This window comes from Phosphitispora sp. TUW77 (assembly GCF_048453025.1).
Lineage (GTDB): Bacteria > Bacillota > Thermincolia > Thermincolales > UBA2595 > Phosphitispora.
In genome coordinates, this window is record NZ_CP156677.1 from 1,636,357 (window position 1) to 1,654,874 (window position 18,518).

Consider the following 18,518-nt stretch of genomic DNA (forward strand, 5'->3'; position numbering starts at 1 on the left):
AAACTATTCCCATAATTACCTATTATACTACGTATATTTCATCCCCTCAACATATTCTATTTATTTGTATCAGGTATCAGCTAACCTTGTGAATTTCGTCACTGAACTTCATAGAAACCAGTTTAGAAACACTGGCATCATCCATGGTAACCCCATAGATAATATCTGCAACTTCCATGGTACCTTTACGATGGGTAATAACAATAAATTGTGTATTAGCTGCAAACTCCTTAAGATAGGCGGCAAACCTATCTACATTGGCCTCATCCAGGGAAGCTTCAATCTCATCAAGTACACAAAACGGGCTGGGCTTGGTTTTTAGGATGGCAAACAATAGTGATATTGCTGTCAGTGCCCGCTCCCCCCCTGATAGCAGGGAAAGGTGTTGAGCCTTTTTCCCGGGGGGCTGGGCTACAATATCTATGCCTGTTTCCAGGACGTTTTCACTATCTGTCAATATCAATTCAGCTTTGCCTCCACCAAAAAGCCGTAAGAATACCAGACTAAAATTTCGGTTAATTTCTAAATATGCTTCCCTGAATTTATGAGTCATTATTTGATCCATCTCATCTATAACTTTATAAAGGGATTGTTTTGCCTGCTCCATATCCGTGTACTGTTTGGTTAGAAATTCAAAACGTTCCCTAACCTTTTCAAATTCCTCTATTGCACCAAGATTGACATTGCCCAAGGCGGAAATTAATTCCTTGAGGTTCTTTATTCTAGCGGAGGCATCTCTTTTATTGGTAATTTCCGTTTTCTTGAACAAGGCCTCTTCATAAGTAATATTAAATTCATCCCCTAGTTTGGTCAAGGAGTTTTCAATTTCAAATTCCAATCGGGCTCTTTTCATGTCTGAAGAATGCTGTTGTTCCCTGATAACTCCTGTCTCTCTAACCAGTTTTTTTATAATGACTTCTTCTTCCATTATATGGGCCAATACCGACTGTTTCTCGTTTTTACGCTTATTAAGCAGTTCCTCAGCTTCACCTTTGTTCCTGCTATATTCCTCGAGTGTAAGCAAATGACCAGTGATTTCCTGTTGAAGTTGTTCCTTTAGGACATCAAGCTCTATTACCTGGTCCTGCTTGCGCTGTACCTGAACTTCAATATCCTTAATGGCATCCTTAACCCTCTCAATAATCCGGGCATAATTAACTTCCTCCTGCTGCAAGCCGGCCAATTCCACTTTAATTGCGGTAACCTGCTGTGAAAGTCGGGTACGCTCATCTAACGTGCCTTTAAGCCACACTTGTTGTTCTTCAATTGCTTTTCTGGTTTCGCAATCTTTTGAATGCAAATCCAAAAGACGCACATGAAACTCTTCAAGATTAATTTGAACATGTTTCAATTCATTGACTAGATTGGTTTTTTCATCCTCTGCAAGGTTTTGTGCTGTTTCAGCCTTTATTTTGTCTTTTCTTATATTCTCCAAATCCTTTTCAAGGGATGTCTTTTCTATCCAAAGTGCCTGGAGAAAGGATTCATTTTTTGTAATGCACCGTTTGGTTTCATCGTATTCTTTATGCAAGGCTGCATCGGTTTGCTGCAGTTCACCAACCCGAATCTTTAGAAAATCTCTCTGTTCCCTTGTTTCAGCAATCTCCCTGCTCCGCCCCAAAAGGCTGGAACTCCCTTTTTTATAGGACCCTCCAGTCATAGGCCCTCCGGGATTAATAACATCACCATCAAGGGTTACTATCTTCATTGTATGTCCCATGTCCCTGGCAGTCTGGATCGCTGTCTTTAAATCATCGACAATAATTACCCTGCCTAATAAATAATCAATTATATGTAAATACCTTGTATCAGATTCTACTAAACTAGATGCGCGGCCATACACACCATCTCCGGCAGAAACGGTTTCCGTTTTTTTATCTTTAGACGGTTTTATGGTGTTAAGAGGCAAAAAGGTTGCCCTGCCAATCTTTTTCTTTTTCAAAAATTCAATAGCTTTCCTGGCATCACCATCTGTTTCGATCACAATATGCTGGATAGCACTTCCGAGAGCGACCTCAACAGCAGTCTCATATTTCTCCGGTACACTTATGAGTTCGGCAACTACTCCACATATGCCAGGACATTCCCGGCCTGTTTTGCCTGCTGTCAGCACTTCCTTAACACCCCTGAAATACCCTTCATAATCATTCTGTAAGTCCTCCAGGGCCTTTAAACGGGAAGATTTCTGGCCCAGCAAATTTCGATTCCGTTCAAGTTCCCCAGCCAGCTTTTTCAATTGACCCGATAGGTCGATCTCCCTATCTCGAAAACCTGCATTTTCATTTTTTAAACCGGATATTGATTCATTTATTGCCTCTAATTTTAAATCAAGGTCCTTTTCCCGCTCTATTATCTGGATATATTCCTGTTTCAGGGTTTCTCCCTGCAGTTCCAGGTCTTTAATCCTGCGGCCCAGATTTTTTACATCTGTTTCACCGGAATTAATTGCATTCCTAACTCCGGCAATTTCATTTAATAAATCAATAATGTCTGCTTTTTTTTCTTCAATTTTTTGTTGTTCTTCTGACAGTTCATTTTCCAGCAGGCTTAATTGTTCTTCAGCCCGGTACAGTTTTTCCCCCTTATCGGCAAGCCTCAACCTAAGTTCGTCAAGGGATTGCGCATCACCTGCATGCTTGCGGCGTTCAGACTCTCCTTTATTTCTCAGCTCCTCTATTTCGGCCTTGAGACCATCCTTCTGTTTGCCAATATCCTGGAGTCTCTGACGGGCAACCGTTATTTCGGCTTCTTTTTTTTCTATGAGGTTTCCGGCATCATATATTCCTTTCTGAATGACAGCAATTTCTTCATCAATCTTACTGCTGGCAAGTTTGTGTTTTTCTATCTCAGATTCACGATTTCTTAACCCGGTTTCCAACCCGATTACCTTTTTTTGCAGGTCATCATTTTGATTAATAATTTCATCCAGCTTTTGTTTCTGGTCCTCGATATGGTTAATTACAACATTAACCTCCAGTTCAACAAGCTCGTTCCTGTATCCAAGGTATTCCCCGGCTTTTTTTGACTGCTCTTCAAGCGGGTCAATCTGGAGCTCCAGTTCAGAAATGATATCATTAATACGCACCAAATTCTGTTCCGTATCATTAAGTTTTTTAACTGCCTGCTGTTTGCGATTTTTGTACTTTACTATGCCGGCAGCTTCTTCAATAATATTCCTGCGGTCTTCAGCCCTCGCACTTAGGATTTCGTCAATTTTGCCTTGTCCGATAATTGAATACCCTTCCCTGCCAATTCCGGTATCCATAAAAAGTTCATGAATATCCCTAAGCCTGCAGGGAGACTTGTTAATCAGAAATTCGCTCTCACCTGAACGGTAAACCCTCCGGGTGACAGTTATTTCTGAGTAATCCAATGCAAATATAGAGGTGCTGTTATCAAGAGTCAGGGAAACCTCAGCCATGCCAACTGATTTCCTCTTATCACTTCCGGAAAAAATGACATCTTCCATCTTGGCTCCCCGCAGAGTCTTGGCACTCTGCTCTCCAAGCACCCACCTAACAGCATCGGCAATATTACTCTTACCACTGCCATTAGGACCAACAACAGCAGTAATGCCGGGTATAAATTGGAGTTCTATTCTATCAGCCAGGGACTTGAAACCCTGAGCCTCAATTCTCTTCAAATACAAAAGGTTTCCTCCTTACATATGCAAAATACAGCAGCTTAAAACAGAGTATTTTACCAGGTTTTCTTAGTTTTAAATTCAACAAAATAAGGAAGCTTTCCTTCCGATGCAATTTCTTCATAGAAATTTATTAAAAATTAATACTAAAAATTAATCTATTGAAATTTCCATTAAACTCTTTTATAATATTGAATATAAGTTAAAAAGTAAAAATTAACAGGTTATCGGTGCCTCTGCTGAGGAGAATAGGGAATTGGGTTAGAATCCCAAGCGGTCCCGCCACTGTAAGTGCAAGCATGCCTTCAACATACCACTCGATTTCGGGGAAGGTGAAACGCATGTAATGACCACAAGCCAGGAGACCTGCCATAACCATTAATTGCTGCATTTCGTGGAATTATGCAGGCATTTGTGAATGATGGCAAAGTTCACAGCTTAAAAGCTGTGAACTTTTTGTTTTCTATAAAAATTAAGGAGGAAATACAAAGATGAGTTTACTTGAAAAAACCCTACAACAAATTGGAGATTTAGACCGTGGCAGCATGGACCAGACCCAGGTAAGGCTGAATGACCTGATTAAGCCCCCCGGAAGTCTTGGTGTCCTAGAAGAAATGGTTCTCCAACTCAGTGGAATCTACGGTGACCCCATGCCCAAATCCGGAAAAAAAGTAATCATTGTCATGGGAGCTGACCATGGCGTGGTTCAGGAAGGGGTCAGCGCATTCCCTCCAATGGTCACGTTAGCTATGATGCCTACCTTTGCTGATGGAATTGCCAGTGTTTGTGTTCTCGGCAGACATGCCGGGGCAGAAATCGTTACTGTTGATATTGGTGTAGACGGAACCATTGACCACCCGGGAATCATCGACCGTAAAATCAAATTTGGGACCGATAATATGCTCAAGGGTCCGGCAATGTCCAGAGAAGAAGCCATAAAAGCAATTGAAACCGGAATAGAAATCGCCAATAATGAAATAAGTAAGGGCGCCCGGATCTTAGGCACAGGTGACATGGGAATAGGCAACACAACCGCCAGCAGTGCTATCCTATCGGTTTTAGGAGACTTAACCCCTGAAGAGGTTACCGGTCGAGGGACCGGTGTTGACGATAATGCCCTGAAGAATAAAACTGAGATAATCAGGAAAGCCATTGAATTAAACGCTCCTGACAAAAATGACCCTGTGGACGTCCTGGCAAAAGTAGGCGGCCTGGAGATTGGCGGAATAGTCGGAACAATTCTGTCAGCAGCAGCTAACCGGATTCCTGTTGTGGTTGACGGTTTCATCTCCAGTGCAGGTGCTCTTATTGCCGCCAGACTGTCTCCCAAATCAGTGAATTTCATGATTCCGTCACACTGTTCTGCAGAACAGGCCCATCGGACCATGCTTGAATGCATAGGATTAAGGCCAATGCTGGATATGAAGATGAGACTTGGTGAAGGCACCGGAGCCGCATTAGCTATATCGGCACTGGATGCGTCTATTAAAATGCTTCATGAGGTGGGTACTTTTAAAGATATTGGCATGTAACTTCGTGAAGTGCCATAAAACTTACGTACTGCGTGAAAGAAAAAGGCATCCAGAATGCCTGTAACATTATCAAAGTTCTAATCGTCAGGTGGAGTTTAAACTCCATCTGACATTAAAACTTGGTAGTTCTATCGTTTTATACATACGTACACTGCCAAAACTTCTTGATGATAATCTGTAATTTTTATTTCAAAACCTGCCCTTTTGATAAGTCCTTCCATTATCCAATCACAGGTGCTAAACTCATCCCTTATCGCTATTTCACTATCCTTTGCCAATTCTTCCCCAGCTGTTTGTTTTATTCCGCTAAGCCAGGTGTTAAAAATATCTTCGTAATTATTAACATCAAATGAATAAACAGTATCCCTAAGATAAAAAATGCCACCTTTTTTAAGCATTGAATATATTCTTTTCAAAGCTACCATCTTCCAAAAATCAGGCAGGTGGTGCAAAGCAAGCTGAGAAACTACTACATCTAAAGGCACTCCTTTGTGTTGATAAGTCAAAAACCCACCATGGCAACACTCAATATTATTTAGACCCTTATTTTGTACTTTCTGTTTTGCAAATTTCAACATTGTCTGTGATATATCCACAGCGTACACCTTCATACAATGGTCTGCAACCTGTATCGCAAAATCACCCGTCCCGGTTCCAAATTCCAAAAGAACATGGTCCCTCTTTAAACCAACTAAGTCAATTATTTCATCTGTCTCTTTCGAGATGTTTCTAAGTTTTGACATGCGTAAATCATAAGCTTCCACTTCATATTTATCGGTATAATCCACTCCAACATGATTCATTTCATTATATTGCCATTTGGGATACATTTTTAATTTCCCCCGTTCTGGAAACATAAGTCGGATTAACCCAACTGTGGTTCAAAATAAATACCAATACAAATAAGCTGGATTGCACAGATCATACAAAAGAGCTTTTATTACTGCCATAAACTCATAAAAATGGGGTTTATGAAATCATGGAGAGAAAGTATGATTGATGAGATGCGTATTCTCTAATTTTCCAGCAGTTCTAACGCTTTTGCGTACTGTTTGTCCGTCTCCAAAATAAGCCGTTCCAATTCGCGGTTTAATGCATTTTGAGTGGTAAAATCCAAAACACCGTAAGAATAAAGCCCCTTATCTTTTTGGAATGTACTAACTGCCCTAAAGGTTTTTTCATCAAATTTCATATCCGGACCTTCAATATCATAATTAAGCATCTGTAAGATTTGCTCTGCATTAAAGACATCAAACCCCTCGGTATCCAAGGATGGTTTTGTTTTTTGCGCAAGCGGGGAAACACTGTAAACACTTATTCCGTTTAACGGAACAAGGTCTTCCACTACTATGTCAGGGGTAAGCCCTATCCCGTCAATGGCCCTCCCATCCGGTGTATAATACTCTCCTGTTGTCAGCTTAACCCATCCGATTATTTCTTCTTCAGATGGCATTACATTATAGCGTGAAATCAGCTCAAAACCGTCAATCACTTCTACCTTAAGCCTTCTTTTATATTTTTCAAAAGCCTCTGGTGACAATAAGGGAATTATATTCTGGACACGTGACTTTCCATATGTTTTAGTCCCAACGAGAACCCCTGCTCCGGTATCTTGAATCGCCCCAGCAAGAATTTCACTGGCACTGGCACTCATGCCGTTTACCAGTACTATAAGTTTATATTTGACCTTTTCCTGATCTGAATAATATTCCTTATCTTCCGTCTCTTCTGACTTGAAATCAAGCCTCGTAATCAGACCTTTAGGAACAAAGTATTTTCCCACCGCAACTACCTCATCGACCTCTCCGCCGGGATTATCCCTTAGATCAAGGATAATTTTCTTAATTTGCTTGTTTTCCATGTCTTCCATGACCGGTCTAAGAAATTCATCAGTGTTTGAATTAAATACATCGATTTTTATGTAACCTATCTCATTAATAATTTCATAAGAAATCGGGTTAACCTTGACAGGCCCCCTAACCGCCTCTATCTTCATAATACCCTGCTGTCCATTTCTCATAATATTCAGGACAACCTTGGTTTCAGCATCTCCCTTGATCAACGCTGAAATTTTGTGTAAAGGAATGCCATTAATATTTTGGCCATCAACAGCGACAATCCGGTCTCCAGTGATAATTCCGGCAGCTGCAGCCGGTGAAGGGGTTAACACCTTAGTGATTATCACATATTCCCCAACTTTTGATATTACAACTCCAATACCAAAATACTCACCTTGTATATCTGAAAAAACCTCACCGGCTTCATCCGGAGTATAAAAGACGGAATAGTCGTCAAGCCCGTTAAATATTCCCTTAAGTGCTCCTTCTACAAGCTGCCTATCGGAAGTATCATCCCAGTAGTTTTCCCGAACAAGGTCCATCACACTGTCAAGGTACTCAGAGAAACTATTGCTGCTGTTTTCCTGAGCCAAGACAATATTTATTCCAATAAAGCAAAAAATTATGGAAACACAGATAACTATGCTAACCGTGGTAAACTGCCTGAATAATTTCCTGTACATGGAAACCCTCCTAATGGTGTAATAATGTAAAACCCATTTTTTTCATGGTTCGACATTAATTTGAAAATACCTCTCCATACAATAAAAAAACAGATGTATTCCCAGGCGGAGTACACTCCCGTAGTGAATACAATCTGCCGCTATGTTATCTCACACCATGTTAATAATAAAGCTGCCGAATGCTGACTAGCCGTTTAGCTGGTCACCAGTCGATAGCCCTCAACCAAATCAATTCTGCCCATCTGGCTGCAAACTTTTTGACCGTCAATACTGATAATTTTTATACTGCCCCTGGCCAAGGAACTATTTGTCTTGGTAATCAAGCTCTCAAGGCCGAGTTTTTGTGTAAAATACTTTACGTTTGCCGCTAAATGTCCTCTAACTACAGAAATATCTTTTTCCGGAACTTCAAGTACTAGTTCCCTGGCACGCGTAATATCTGCCACTTCCAGCATATACTCCAACATATCTTTTGATACCGCGCTTTCCACAAGTTCCCTGAATGAAGGATGAAAAGGCCCGGCTATCACGTCTCCCGTTAGGTTAATCTGTTCACTTGGCTGAAGACCGATTCTAATTACATTAATTCCTTCCCTTTCAAACATAACTAGAAGTTTTTTGCAGCGCGATACAGCCTCAGATAATTCCAAGGGAGCATAGTTACCATTAAGATACAATTCTTCAAGACGTGTTCCCTTTAAAACAAGACATGGATAAATTCTAACAAAGTCAGGCGCCAGCGCTGTTAGTTCAAACCCGGTATAAAGGTCTCCGGCCTCAGTAGCTCCGGGAAGTCCAACCATCATCTGGAGTCCCAGTCTCAAACCCCATGACTTAATCAAAGCAACTGCCCTTAACACATCCCTGCTGGTATGACCCCTGCCCGACTTCCACAAAACCTCATCTTCCATAGACTGAACACCTAATTCAACAGTGGAAACACCATATCCTGCCAGCAAGAGCAAAATATCTTCTGATATAGTATCAGGTCTGGTGGAAACCCTGATAAAGTTAATGTCACCTTTTACCATGAAATCATAGGCCGGTTTCAAAAGCTCTCGCTGCAAGGCCTTATCCACTGCCGTAAAGCTCCCGCCGTAAAAAGCAACTTCCTTAACAACCCCATCATCTTTTGGCATCGTTTCCAGGTAAGATTCTATTTTTCGCCTTACTTCACTGCCATTAGGAATCTGTTCCAGTCCGGTAATCTTCTTCTGATTACAAAAAACACAGCGGTGCGGGCAGCCCAGGTCGGGTACAAATACAGGTATGATATAATGTGATTTACTCATTATTCCTTGAACCTATCAAATCAATTGCACCGTTATCGATTTTTAATAAAGCATCTTTTGCCGCCAACTGTTCGGCCTCTTTTTTGGTCCGTCCGGTTCCGGTTCCCCACAACTTGCCCATAATGCTCACCCCGGCAACAAACGTCTTACAGTGATCCGGTCCGTATTCCTTAATTATGTCATAAGAAAGGTGACTATCATAATGTTTCTGAACAAGTTCCTGCAAGTGAGTCTTGTAATCGGTAATCATGCCGCCGTCCTTAATAACCCTCTCAATGACCGGTCCAAGCTTATCCAGAATAAACTTATAAGCTGTCTCCAGGCCATGGTCAAGGTAAATAGCCCCAATAAGAGATTCCATGGCATCTGCCAAGATTGAAGGACGTTCCCTGCCCCCGCTCCGCTCCTCGCCTTTGCCCATATACAAATAATCTCCCAGGTAGAGAGAACCCGCTACTTTTGCCAGAGACGGCTCACATACGATACCTGCCCTGATTTTTGTGAGAACTCCCTCCGGATATTGGGGATACTTCCTGTAAATATAATCACTTATAACCAGTTCCAGTACTGCATCGCCCAAGAATTCTAGGCGCTGATTGTGCTCCATCTCAACGCTTCTGTTTTCATGAGCATAAGAACTGTGTGTAAGGGCCTGGCAAAGATGTCCATTATTATCCCATACGATTCCCAGGTTGGCTTTTAGTTGGTTCAGGTCATTCATACTTTTTCACTACCACCGTGGCATTATGACCGCCAAACCCGAATGAATTGGATATTGCAACATTGACATTACGTCTTATAGCCTTGTTAGGCACATAATTCAGGTCACACTCGGGGTCCGGATATTCATAATTAATAGTCGGGGGTATGATGCTATTAGTTATAGCAAGGCTGCAAATAATTGTTTCAATAGCACCGGCAGCGCCAAGCAGGTGCCCCGTCATCGACTTGGTAGAACTTATAGCAATATCCTTAGTATATTCCCGGAACAGTTTTTTAATAGCCTTAGTTTCACTAATATCACCAACCGGAGTCGATGTGCCATGAGTGTTAATATAATCTACTTCACCGGGTTCAACACCGGCATCACTCAAAGCTATTTCCATAGCTCTGGAAGCACCTTCCCCTTCAGGATCTGATGCAGTAATATGATACGCATCACAAGTTACCCCATATCCAACTAGTTCAGCGTAAATCCTGGCGTTCCTCGCAAGAGCATGGTCAAGGGATTCCAAAATCAACATGCCTGCACCCTCTCCCATAACAAAACCGTCACGTTCCTTATCAAAGGGACGGCTTGCCTTCTCAGGGACATCATTCCTCGTAGATAAAGCCTTCATGGAACAGAACCCGGCCATGGACAGTGGAATAATGGGGGCCTCTGTGCCTCCTGTTACCATTGCATCCACTTCACCCCTCTGGATTAGCCGGAATGCTTCTCCGATGGAATTTGAACTTGAGGCACAAGCACTGACACTGGTCATATTAGGTCCCTTAAAACCATATCTAATGGCTACTTGTGCGCCTGCAATATTGACAATCATCATTGGGACAAAGAACGGACTTATCCTGCCAGGACCCTTTTCAATCAGGACCCTTGCCTGATTTTCCACGGTCTCAATGCCACCAACACCTGAACCTAGCATAATACCGACACGTTCCCCTTCCAATTTTCCCGGCTGAATTCCAGCATCATCTAAAGCTATCTCTGTGGCCGCAATTGCAAAATGTGTACACCTGTCCATCCTGCGGGCCTCTTTTTTATCAAGATAATTTAATGGATCGAAATCTGTTATCTCACCGGCTATCCTGGAAGGCAACTCACTGGCATCAAACCTTGATATAGGCACAATGCCACTCCTGCCGTTAATAAGTGAATCCCAGAATTTATCCTTACCTGTACCGATTGAGGTCACCATCCCAATTCCGGTAACTACAACTCTTTTATCCATTGTTACACCCCACTCTCGGCCTTATCCATCTCAAAAAGAAGTCTCTTGAAAATATCTTTAACCGATAAAATATCTTTTATTTCACCAACTCGTTCCCCTGAAAAAACAAGCCCGTTCTCTGTGTCACCCTCCTGTGACCTAATGAGAGCTTTTAAAATACAAAAGGATCGGGAGCATTTTTTGAGACAGTTATCACAGGTCTTAGGTTTCAGGTTATCTCCATCAAATAACTGCCGAATGAAATTATTCATAATACTCCTGCCCGGAAGTCCCACTGGGCTCTGAATCAGCACAACATCTTCAGAATTGGCATTGAGGTACAATTTCTTAAATCTTTCTGAAGCATTACATTCCTTGCTGGCTACAAACCTGGTTCCCATCTGAACAGCATCGGCTCCAATCTGGAAGGCCTCTCTAATAGCACTCCCGTCTATAATCCCGCCTGCAGCAACAACGGGAATTTTAACAACAGCTTTTACTTTAGGGATAAGGTCCTTCATTGATTCCATGGTACCTAAATGCCCACCGGCTTCCTTGCCTTCAACAACTACCCCGGCAGCCCCCAGCTTTTCTGAAAGCTGGGCCAGTTTGGGTGTTGATACAATAGGTATAATAGGTACCCCTGAGGCTTTTCCCCAAGAAAAAATATCCCTAGAAAACCCGGCCCCGGAAACTATCAGGTCAATTTTTTCATCTATAGCAGTCTTAACAAGAGTAGCAAATTCCTTGGCAGCAAACATTATATTAATACCTACTATCCCCTTAGTTAAATCCCTGGCTTTGGCAATTTCTCTCTTTAATTCATCAACACTCATCCCTGTAGCCGCTATCAAACCTATTCCGCCTTCTTCAGCCACGGCTGCGGCAAGGTCGGCTGTTGATATCCTCACTGCCATTCCACCTTGGATTATTGGCATTTCAGGTATTAGGTTCCCGATTTTAAGGTCCGGAAATTTCATTTCTCTCCTCCATTCTTCACTGCAAAAGAACACAAAAGGTAACATCTGCACTTAAAAAACCAAACTCAGTCAGCACAATTCGCAAAGAGTCCCGCAGGTATCCACGGGACTCCGTCAAACCATACTTACTGGTTTTCTTTTTCCTCAATATATTTGACAGCATCTCCCACAGTCTTGATTTTTTCAGCATCCTCATCAGGAATTTCCAGATCAAATTCCTCTTCTAAAGCCATAACCAGTTCAACTATATCTAATGAATCTGCACCCAGGTCATCTACAAACGTGGATTCTATTTTTACCTCTTCATCTTCAACACTAAGCTGATCCACGATTATACTTTTCACTTTATCAAAAACAGTTGACATTTCAAGCACCTCCTTCCAACCAAGATTTAGATATTTATGAATTACTGCATTACCATCCCGCCATCAACAGTGATGGTCTGCCCAGTAATATAACTGGCTGCATCAGATGCCAGAAATAAAACCGCATCCGCCACATCCTGAGGAGATCCAATCCTGCCCAGTGGAATCTGGTTCACAAGTTGTTTTTTCATATCCTCAGGGAGTACATCTGTCATTTGGGTTTCGATAAATCCTGGGGCTACGGCATTAACTGTGATTCCCCGCGAAGCCAACTCCCTGGCAACCGATTTGGAAAAACCTATAATCCCTGCCTTGGAAGCCCCGTAATTAGCCTGCCCTGCATTTCCCATCAAAGCAATCACAGAAGATATATTAACAATCCTTCCATACCTCTGTTTCATCATTATCCTGGAAACAGCCTTGGTACAAAGGAATGCGCCTTTTAAATTAACACTGAGAACCGCGTCCCAATCCTCCTCTTTCATCCGCATTAACAGTGTATCTCGGGTAATACCGGCATTATTCACTAAAATATCTATTCTACCAAACTGGTCTACAGCCTTTTTTACAAAATCATCAACTTCTCCTGCAATGGTAACATTTCCAGCCAGCACTATAGCCGTACGACCCATTTTCCTAATTTCGGCGGCTACTTCGTCCGTTGATTCGGTGGTAAGGTCCACTAAGGCTACATCAGCGCCATTTTCTGCCAGCTTGATTGCGATTGTTCTTCCTATGCCACGACCTGCCCCGGTAACAAGCACTGTTTTATCTCTTAGAATCATTCTATATAACCTCCTTTAAATTATCAAGGGTCTTTTCTAATGAAACCACATCTTCAACATTTAGAAATATTTTATCCCTGACAATTTTCTTGCCTAATCCCGACAACACCTTGCCTGGCCCTATCTCAACAAACACCTCAATACCCATCTCAACCAACCGTCCGGTACACTCTTCCCATCTTACAGGACTGCTGACTTGTCTTATCAGCAGGTTTCTAATTTCCGCAGCTGAACCGGCTGCTTCGGCAGTAACATTTGATATCAATGGGCATACCGGATTATTTAAGATAACCTTCTCCATCTGTGCAGCCAGTTTTTCAGCTGCCTCCTTCATCAGGCTTGAATGAAAAGGTCCACTCACCTGCAAAAGAATAACCCTTTTGGCCCCATATTCCTTGGATAACTCCACAGCCTTATTGAGCGCCTGTGTTTCACCAGCTATCACGACTTGTCCGGGACAATTATAATTAGCTACTTCTACTACACCTTTTGCCGAGGCTTGTTGACAGGCTTTAAGTACACTGTTGATTTCCAACCCCAGAACTGCAGCCATTCCCGCATCAGAGGAACAATCCTGCATAAACAGCCCCCGTTTCCTGACCAATTGAACTGCATCTGTAAATTCCATAGCTTCTGCAGTTACCAGAGCTGAGTACTCCCCAAGGCTGTGCCCGGCAACAGCCGCTGGAGTAATGCCATGCTCACGCAATACCTCCCGGCAGGCAACACTTACAGTTAGGATTGCCGGCTGGGTATTGGAGGTCATTTTTAAATCATCCTCAGGACCTTCAAAACACAACTTCTTCAAGTTAAATCCCAGGATATCGTCTGCCTGTTCAAAAACCTGCCTGGCAACCGGAAAATTATCATATAACTCCTTACCCATACCAACATATTGCGAACCCTGTCCGGGGAAAATAAAAGCAGTTTTCAAGATTACACCTCCAGGGTAGTCATTAAAGACCTGGCTCCGGCAACAATTTCATTTATAATTTCCTCAGCAGTTTTAATTTCTTTGATTAAACCAGCTATCTGCCCACAGGCAACCGTGCCTGTCTCTATATTACCATCAATCATAGCCGCTCTAAGCTTTCCGGCGCCAAGTTCCTCCATTTCCTCTATAGGTGCACATCTTCTTTCCATTTCATCATAAAGTTTGGTCAGCTTATTTTTCAGGCACCTTATCGGGTGACCGGTAGTACGCCCGCTGACTGCAGTGTCCCTATCCTTTGCTTTTAAAACCATCTGTTTAACATTATCATGAATTTCACATTCCTGAGCACACATAAATCTTGTTCCAATCTGCACTCCTGCTGCTCCAAGGGCAAATGCCGCAACCAGTCCTCTTCCGTCAGCTATTCCCCCTGCAGCTATTACCGGTATTTTGACAGCGTCAACAACCTGAGGAACCAGAGTCATTGTGGTCAGTTCACCAATATGTCCACCGGATTCAGTACCTTCAGCCACTACGGCATCAACTCCTGCCTTTTCCAGCCGCTGTGCCAAAGCAACCGACGGAATAACAGGAATTACTTTGGTTCCTATTTCCTTGAGCTGAGGGATATATTTTGCCGGGTTTCCGGCTCCGGTTGTAATCACAGGGACACGTTCTTCCAAAATTACTTGCATTACCTCTTCAACAAAAGGTGACATCATCATAACATTAACTCCAAAAGGTTTAGCCGTTATTTCCCTGGCCCTTTTCACTTGTTCCCGAACCCATTTTCCGTCATTATGGCCTGACCCGATAATGCCTAGCCCGCCGGCTTCAGATACAGCCGCTGCCAGTGAAGCTGTGGAAACCCAAGCCATTCCGCCTTGGATAATGGGATACTTAATGCCCAGCAAATCACATATCACAGTTTTTTTCATCTAATTCCTCCTATACAGTGATTATTCCAAAAACGCCTCTGACTATACCGCCCATTTGATTACCGCTGCTCCCCAGGTAAGACCAGCGCCAAAGCCAACCAGAACAATATTATCACCTTTTACAATTTTCCCTTCCAGCAAAGCTTCATGCAGAGCAACTGGTATGGATGCCGAAGAGGTATTGCCATAGCTAGCAACATTTATATATACTTTTTCTTCAGGCAACCGTAACCTCTTTGCTGCTGCTCTAATAATCCTAATATTGGCCTGGTGCGGTATAAAAAGATTGATATTCCTTTCAGTGAGTCCTGCTTTAGCTACCGCCTTAGCGGCACATTCACCCATTATCCGAACCGCGAATTTAAATACTTCCGGTCCTGACATCTGAATATAATCAGCCCTGCCACTCCTTCTGTTATCACTTTTATCTCCGGTATCCCCTGGCCGCCGGTAATCCGGAGACCCGATGGCACTCACTTTTAGTAAGTCACTACCACCTCCATCAGCGCCCATTTCAATTGCACCGATGCCATAACCATTTTCTGCCGGTCTGAGTACAGCTGCACCGGCACCATCTCCAAACAAGACACAGGTATTCCTATCTTGCCAATCTATAGCCCTGGACAAGGCCTCTGCTCCAATAATCAGGACAGTTTTGTACATGCCTGTCTGAATAAACTGACTGCCCACAGCTAATGCATAGATAAAGCCGGTGCAAGCTGCAGAGATATCAAAAGCAGCTGCCTTTACTGCTCCAATCTTTTCCTGAACCAGACAAGCTGTGGATGGAAAGTACATATCAGGTGTAGTCGTGGCTACAATAATCAAATCAACAGAATCAGGTGTGAGTCCGGCATTTTCAAGAGCCATCTCTCCTGCCCTCACAGCGAGGTCCGAAGTTGCCATTGTTTCATCAATTATCCTTCTCTCTATAATCCCTGTCCTTGTCCTCACCCACTCATCAGAGGTATCAACCATTTTTTCCAAGTCCTGGTTGGTTAATACCCTCTCCGGAAGGCAGATGCCGGTACCGGCTATTCCAGCCGGTATGTTACCCACTGGCACTGTCATCATCTCCATTCGGTTCTTCCATAATGCTCTCTTTTATACAATTAACCACGTTCATTTCAACACATTCCTTGGCTGCCCGGATGGCATTCTTAATAGCTCTTGCCTGTGAACTGCCGTGACTGATAACTGACACTCCGTTAACTCCCAACAGGGGAGCGCCCCCGCTTTCAGAGTAGTCAATTTTTTTCCTAAGACCTTTGGTCTGAGAAAAAACCAAAGCCGCACCAATTTTGACAAATATGTTTTTCTTTAACTCTTCCTTTAACATCAACATCAGGTCCCTTGCCAGGCCTTCACCGAATTTAAGGACAACATTGCCCAAAAAACCGTCACTCACAATAACATCAGCATTACCGCTAGTAATATCACGGCCTTCAACATTGCCAATAAAATTTAGTCTCGTTTCCTTAATCATTCTGTAAGCTTCCACATATAGGGGATTTCCTTTTGTTTCTTCTTCTCCAATATTGACCAAGCCTATCCTAGGGTCAGGTATTCCTAGAATTTTTTTTGAATAAATGTGTCCCATAACCGCAAATTGAAGCAGGTTTTGGGAATCACACACCGCATTAGCACCCACATCCAGAATAAGGCTTTTTCCCTTTATAGTAGGAATCACACTTGCAATAGCAGGCCGGTTGATGCCTTTTATCCTTCCAAAGGTCAACAAGGCAGCTCCCATGGCAGCTCCCGTATTACCTGCGGATACAACCGCATCGGCTGTGCCTTCTTTTACCAGCCTGGTACTGACTGCTATAGATGAATCCTTCTTCTTTCTAAGAGCCCCAGCAGGCGGCTCACCCATTTCAATTACTTCCGGTGCATGAACCACTGAAATAAAAGTGTTTTCAACATTATAATAGGACAATTCCTCATTTATCCTGGTTTTATCCCCAACCAGAATAATTTCTATACCAAGTTCCTTTGAAGCTTCTACTGCTCCCTTAATTATTTCTACAGGAGCGTAATCGCCTCCCATGGCATCAACAGCAATTTTCAATTATTTGCTCCCTCCTCAAGGTCAACGGCAAATACCCTGAATTTGCCTTGAAAAACCACCTCATTTCCAGATCTGGAGGTAACCGAAATATTATATTTATTGCCACTTTTACTGTTTATAACAGCTTTTGCCACAATTTTTTCGCCCTGATTAATCGGCCTTTGATATGATACCCTGGCAACCCCAGTAAGAGCAACCTCTGCATCAACAATAGCTACAGCCAATGAATTAGCTTGGGCAAACAAAATATGTCCCCGAGCAATCCGATTCTTCTCAAAAACCATATCCCCAGTTATCTCCAGAAGTGAAATCCCAGATTTTTCAAGTTCAAGATCAAGGAGGTCGCCGATTATTTCCCTGCCGGCCAAGGACTTGACCTTTGCATAGGTGTTTTCGGCATACTGTTTTGTCCGTTCGCGCAGTTCGGGAATTCCCAATTCAAGCCTGTCAAGCCTGATAGTTTGTATACTGACATTAAACATGCGGGCCAGTTCTTCATCAGTAACAAAAGGGTTCCCAGTAATATATGAATTTAGCTTTTTATGTCTAACTGGTTTCGGCAAAGTTAAATCAGCCATCCTGACCCACCACCTGAAATTCGTTTAGTACCTGGTCTTAATAAGAGTATATAATACCACATAATATATTGCAACACATCTTACAAATTTTCCCCACCAAAAAATAAAGCCCCCTACATTTAATGCAGCGGGCTGACAGCCTGTCATATTATCTTATCGATTAAAATATTTAATAGTATTACTATTCACTTGCAGTTTTAATAACCTCTTTATCCTTATAATACCCGCATTCCGGGCAAACCCGGTGAGGCATTTTGGGTTCATGGCATTGCGGACATGAAATGAACCCCGGAGCTTCTATCTTATCCTGTGCTCTACGCATATTTTTCCTGGTTTTGGAATGTCTTCTCTTTGGTACTCCCATTTTCTACACCTCCTTTAAGTCTCAGCGGTCAAAATACTTTTTAAGGGCTTCCATCCTGGGATCGATCTCCTCTTTGGCACATTTACAGGTTTCGCTATTCAAGTTGACACCGCAAAGAGCACACAAGCCCTTGCAGTTTTCATTACACACCGATTTCATGGGAATATGCAAGTAAAGGTTTTCCCTTAAAACACTGCCAAGGTCTACCTTATTCCCATGAAAAACACGAACATCTTCAATTTCGAAAACCTCTTCGGATTTGGACAGCCTCTGGAAATCAGACTCATGACAGAACTCTTCCTTAAAGTCAAAGCCCGCATGGTACGGATACCGCTCCACACACCGGCTGCATACCAGTTCGGTGTCACCGTCAAATCTACCGTTGAAAACAATTATCTTCCCGGTATTTTTAACATCAAGGGAAACATGTACCGGATAAATAAATTCAACAGTATCATTATCCAAAGTGAGAGGCCCCACATCCTCCCTGAGGTCAAAATGGAAGGTTTTACCTGGAGCCTTCCTAATAGTAGTTACATCGATGAACATATAATTCACCTCATAGTATCACAACAAGTATTATA

At 42.6% G+C, this 18,518-nt stretch carries 17 protein-coding genes and 1 riboswitch; of the genes, 1 reads left to right on the forward strand and 16 read right to left on the reverse strand.

What is annotated here, in order from left to right:
• Positions 1-76: 76 nt before the first annotated feature.
• Positions 77-3,649 (reverse strand): chromosome segregation protein SMC, encoded by a 3,573-nt coding sequence (smc, locus tag ABFY19_RS07775; RefSeq protein ID WP_418790086.1) that lies wholly within the window; start codon positions 3,647-3,649, stop codon positions 77-79.
• Between the two features lie 205 nt (positions 3,650-3,854).
• Positions 3,855-4,032: riboswitch (cobalamin riboswitch) on the forward strand.
• 102 nt (positions 4,033-4,134) lie between these two features.
• Here smc and cobT point away from each other — a divergent pair.
• The gene (gene cobT / locus ABFY19_RS07780; RefSeq protein ID WP_418790087.1) at positions 4,135-5,175 is read left to right on the forward strand and encodes a nicotinate-nucleotide--dimethylbenzimidazole phosphoribosyltransferase; all 1,041 of its coding nucleotides are present in this window, start codon (positions 4,135-4,137) and stop codon (positions 5,173-5,175) included.
• 128 nt (positions 5,176-5,303) lie between these two features.
• Here cobT and ABFY19_RS07785 read toward each other — a convergent pair whose 3' ends face one another.
• From ABFY19_RS07785 to ABFY19_RS07855, 15 genes are all read right to left on the reverse strand, one after another.
• Complete coding sequence (locus ABFY19_RS07785) at positions 5,304-6,005, reverse strand: class I SAM-dependent methyltransferase (RefSeq protein ID WP_418790088.1); 702 nt, start codon at positions 6,003-6,005, stop codon at positions 5,304-5,306.
• 185 nt (positions 6,006-6,190) lie between these two features.
• Positions 6,191-7,696 carry a S41 family peptidase gene (locus tag ABFY19_RS07790; RefSeq protein WP_418790089.1) on the reverse strand — a complete coding sequence of 502 codons (1,506 nt, stop codon included), beginning with the start codon at positions 7,694-7,696 and terminating at the stop codon, positions 6,191-6,193.
• A 194-nt stretch (positions 7,697-7,890) separates the two neighbouring features.
• On the reverse strand, positions 7,891-8,988 hold the full coding sequence (locus ABFY19_RS07795) for an elongator complex protein 3 (RefSeq protein ID WP_418790090.1): 1,098 nt from the start codon (positions 8,986-8,988) through the stop codon (positions 7,891-7,893).
• Positions 8,981-9,709: a ribonuclease III gene (gene rnc, locus ABFY19_RS07800; RefSeq protein ID WP_418790091.1), complete on the reverse strand. Its 729-nt coding sequence runs from the start codon at positions 9,707-9,709 to the stop codon at positions 8,981-8,983. The genes ABFY19_RS07795 and rnc overlap by 8 nt, the downstream gene beginning before the upstream one ends.
• The gene (gene fabF / locus ABFY19_RS07805; RefSeq protein WP_418790092.1) at positions 9,702-10,940 is read right to left on the reverse strand and encodes a beta-ketoacyl-ACP synthase II; all 1,239 of its coding nucleotides are present in this window, start codon (positions 10,938-10,940) and stop codon (positions 9,702-9,704) included. Before fabF ends, rnc begins: the two co-directional genes overlap by 8 nt.
• A gap of 2 nt (positions 10,941-10,942) precedes the next feature.
• A complete protein-coding gene (locus tag ABFY19_RS07810) occupies positions 10,943-11,899 on the reverse strand; it encodes an NAD(P)H-dependent flavin oxidoreductase (protein WP_418790093.1) in 957 nt (318 codons plus the stop codon).
• A gap of 125 nt (positions 11,900-12,024) precedes the next feature.
• Positions 12,025-12,264 carry an acyl carrier protein gene (acpP, locus tag ABFY19_RS07815; protein ID WP_418790094.1) on the reverse strand — a complete coding sequence of 80 codons (240 nt, stop codon included), beginning with the start codon at positions 12,262-12,264 and terminating at the stop codon, positions 12,025-12,027.
• A gap of 41 nt (positions 12,265-12,305) precedes the next feature.
• Positions 12,306-13,049: a 3-oxoacyl-[acyl-carrier-protein] reductase gene (gene fabG, locus ABFY19_RS07820; RefSeq protein WP_418790095.1), complete on the reverse strand. Its 744-nt coding sequence runs from the start codon at positions 13,047-13,049 to the stop codon at positions 12,306-12,308.
• A gap of 1 nt (position 13,050) precedes the next feature.
• Positions 13,051-13,983, reverse strand: a complete 933-nt coding sequence (gene fabD / locus ABFY19_RS07825; RefSeq protein ID WP_418790096.1) for an ACP S-malonyltransferase — start codon at positions 13,981-13,983, stop codon at positions 13,051-13,053.
• A gap of 2 nt (positions 13,984-13,985) precedes the next feature.
• The gene (gene fabK, locus ABFY19_RS07830) at positions 13,986-14,921 is read right to left on the reverse strand and encodes an enoyl-[acyl-carrier-protein] reductase FabK (RefSeq protein ID WP_418790097.1); all 936 of its coding nucleotides are present in this window, start codon (positions 14,919-14,921) and stop codon (positions 13,986-13,988) included.
• Positions 14,922-14,963: 42 nt separating this feature from the next.
• Positions 14,964-15,986: a beta-ketoacyl-ACP synthase III gene (locus tag ABFY19_RS07835; RefSeq protein ID WP_418790098.1), complete on the reverse strand. Its 1,023-nt coding sequence runs from the start codon at positions 15,984-15,986 to the stop codon at positions 14,964-14,966.
• Positions 15,973-16,992, reverse strand: a complete 1,020-nt coding sequence (gene plsX, locus ABFY19_RS07840) for a phosphate acyltransferase PlsX (protein ID WP_418790099.1) — start codon at positions 16,990-16,992, stop codon at positions 15,973-15,975. The genes ABFY19_RS07835 and plsX overlap by 14 nt, the downstream gene beginning before the upstream one ends.
• Positions 16,989-17,570, reverse strand: a complete 582-nt coding sequence (gene fapR, locus ABFY19_RS07845; protein WP_418790100.1) for a transcription factor FapR — start codon at positions 17,568-17,570, stop codon at positions 16,989-16,991. The genes plsX and fapR overlap by 4 nt, the downstream gene beginning before the upstream one ends.
• A gap of 181 nt (positions 17,571-17,751) precedes the next feature.
• A complete protein-coding gene (rpmF, locus tag ABFY19_RS07850; protein ID WP_418790101.1) occupies positions 17,752-17,934 on the reverse strand; it encodes a 50S ribosomal protein L32 in 183 nt (60 codons plus the stop codon).
• 21 nt (positions 17,935-17,955) lie between these two features.
• Complete coding sequence (locus tag ABFY19_RS07855) at positions 17,956-18,483, reverse strand: YceD family protein (RefSeq protein ID WP_418790102.1); 528 nt, start codon at positions 18,481-18,483, stop codon at positions 17,956-17,958.
• Positions 18,484-18,518 lie beyond the last annotated feature (35 nt).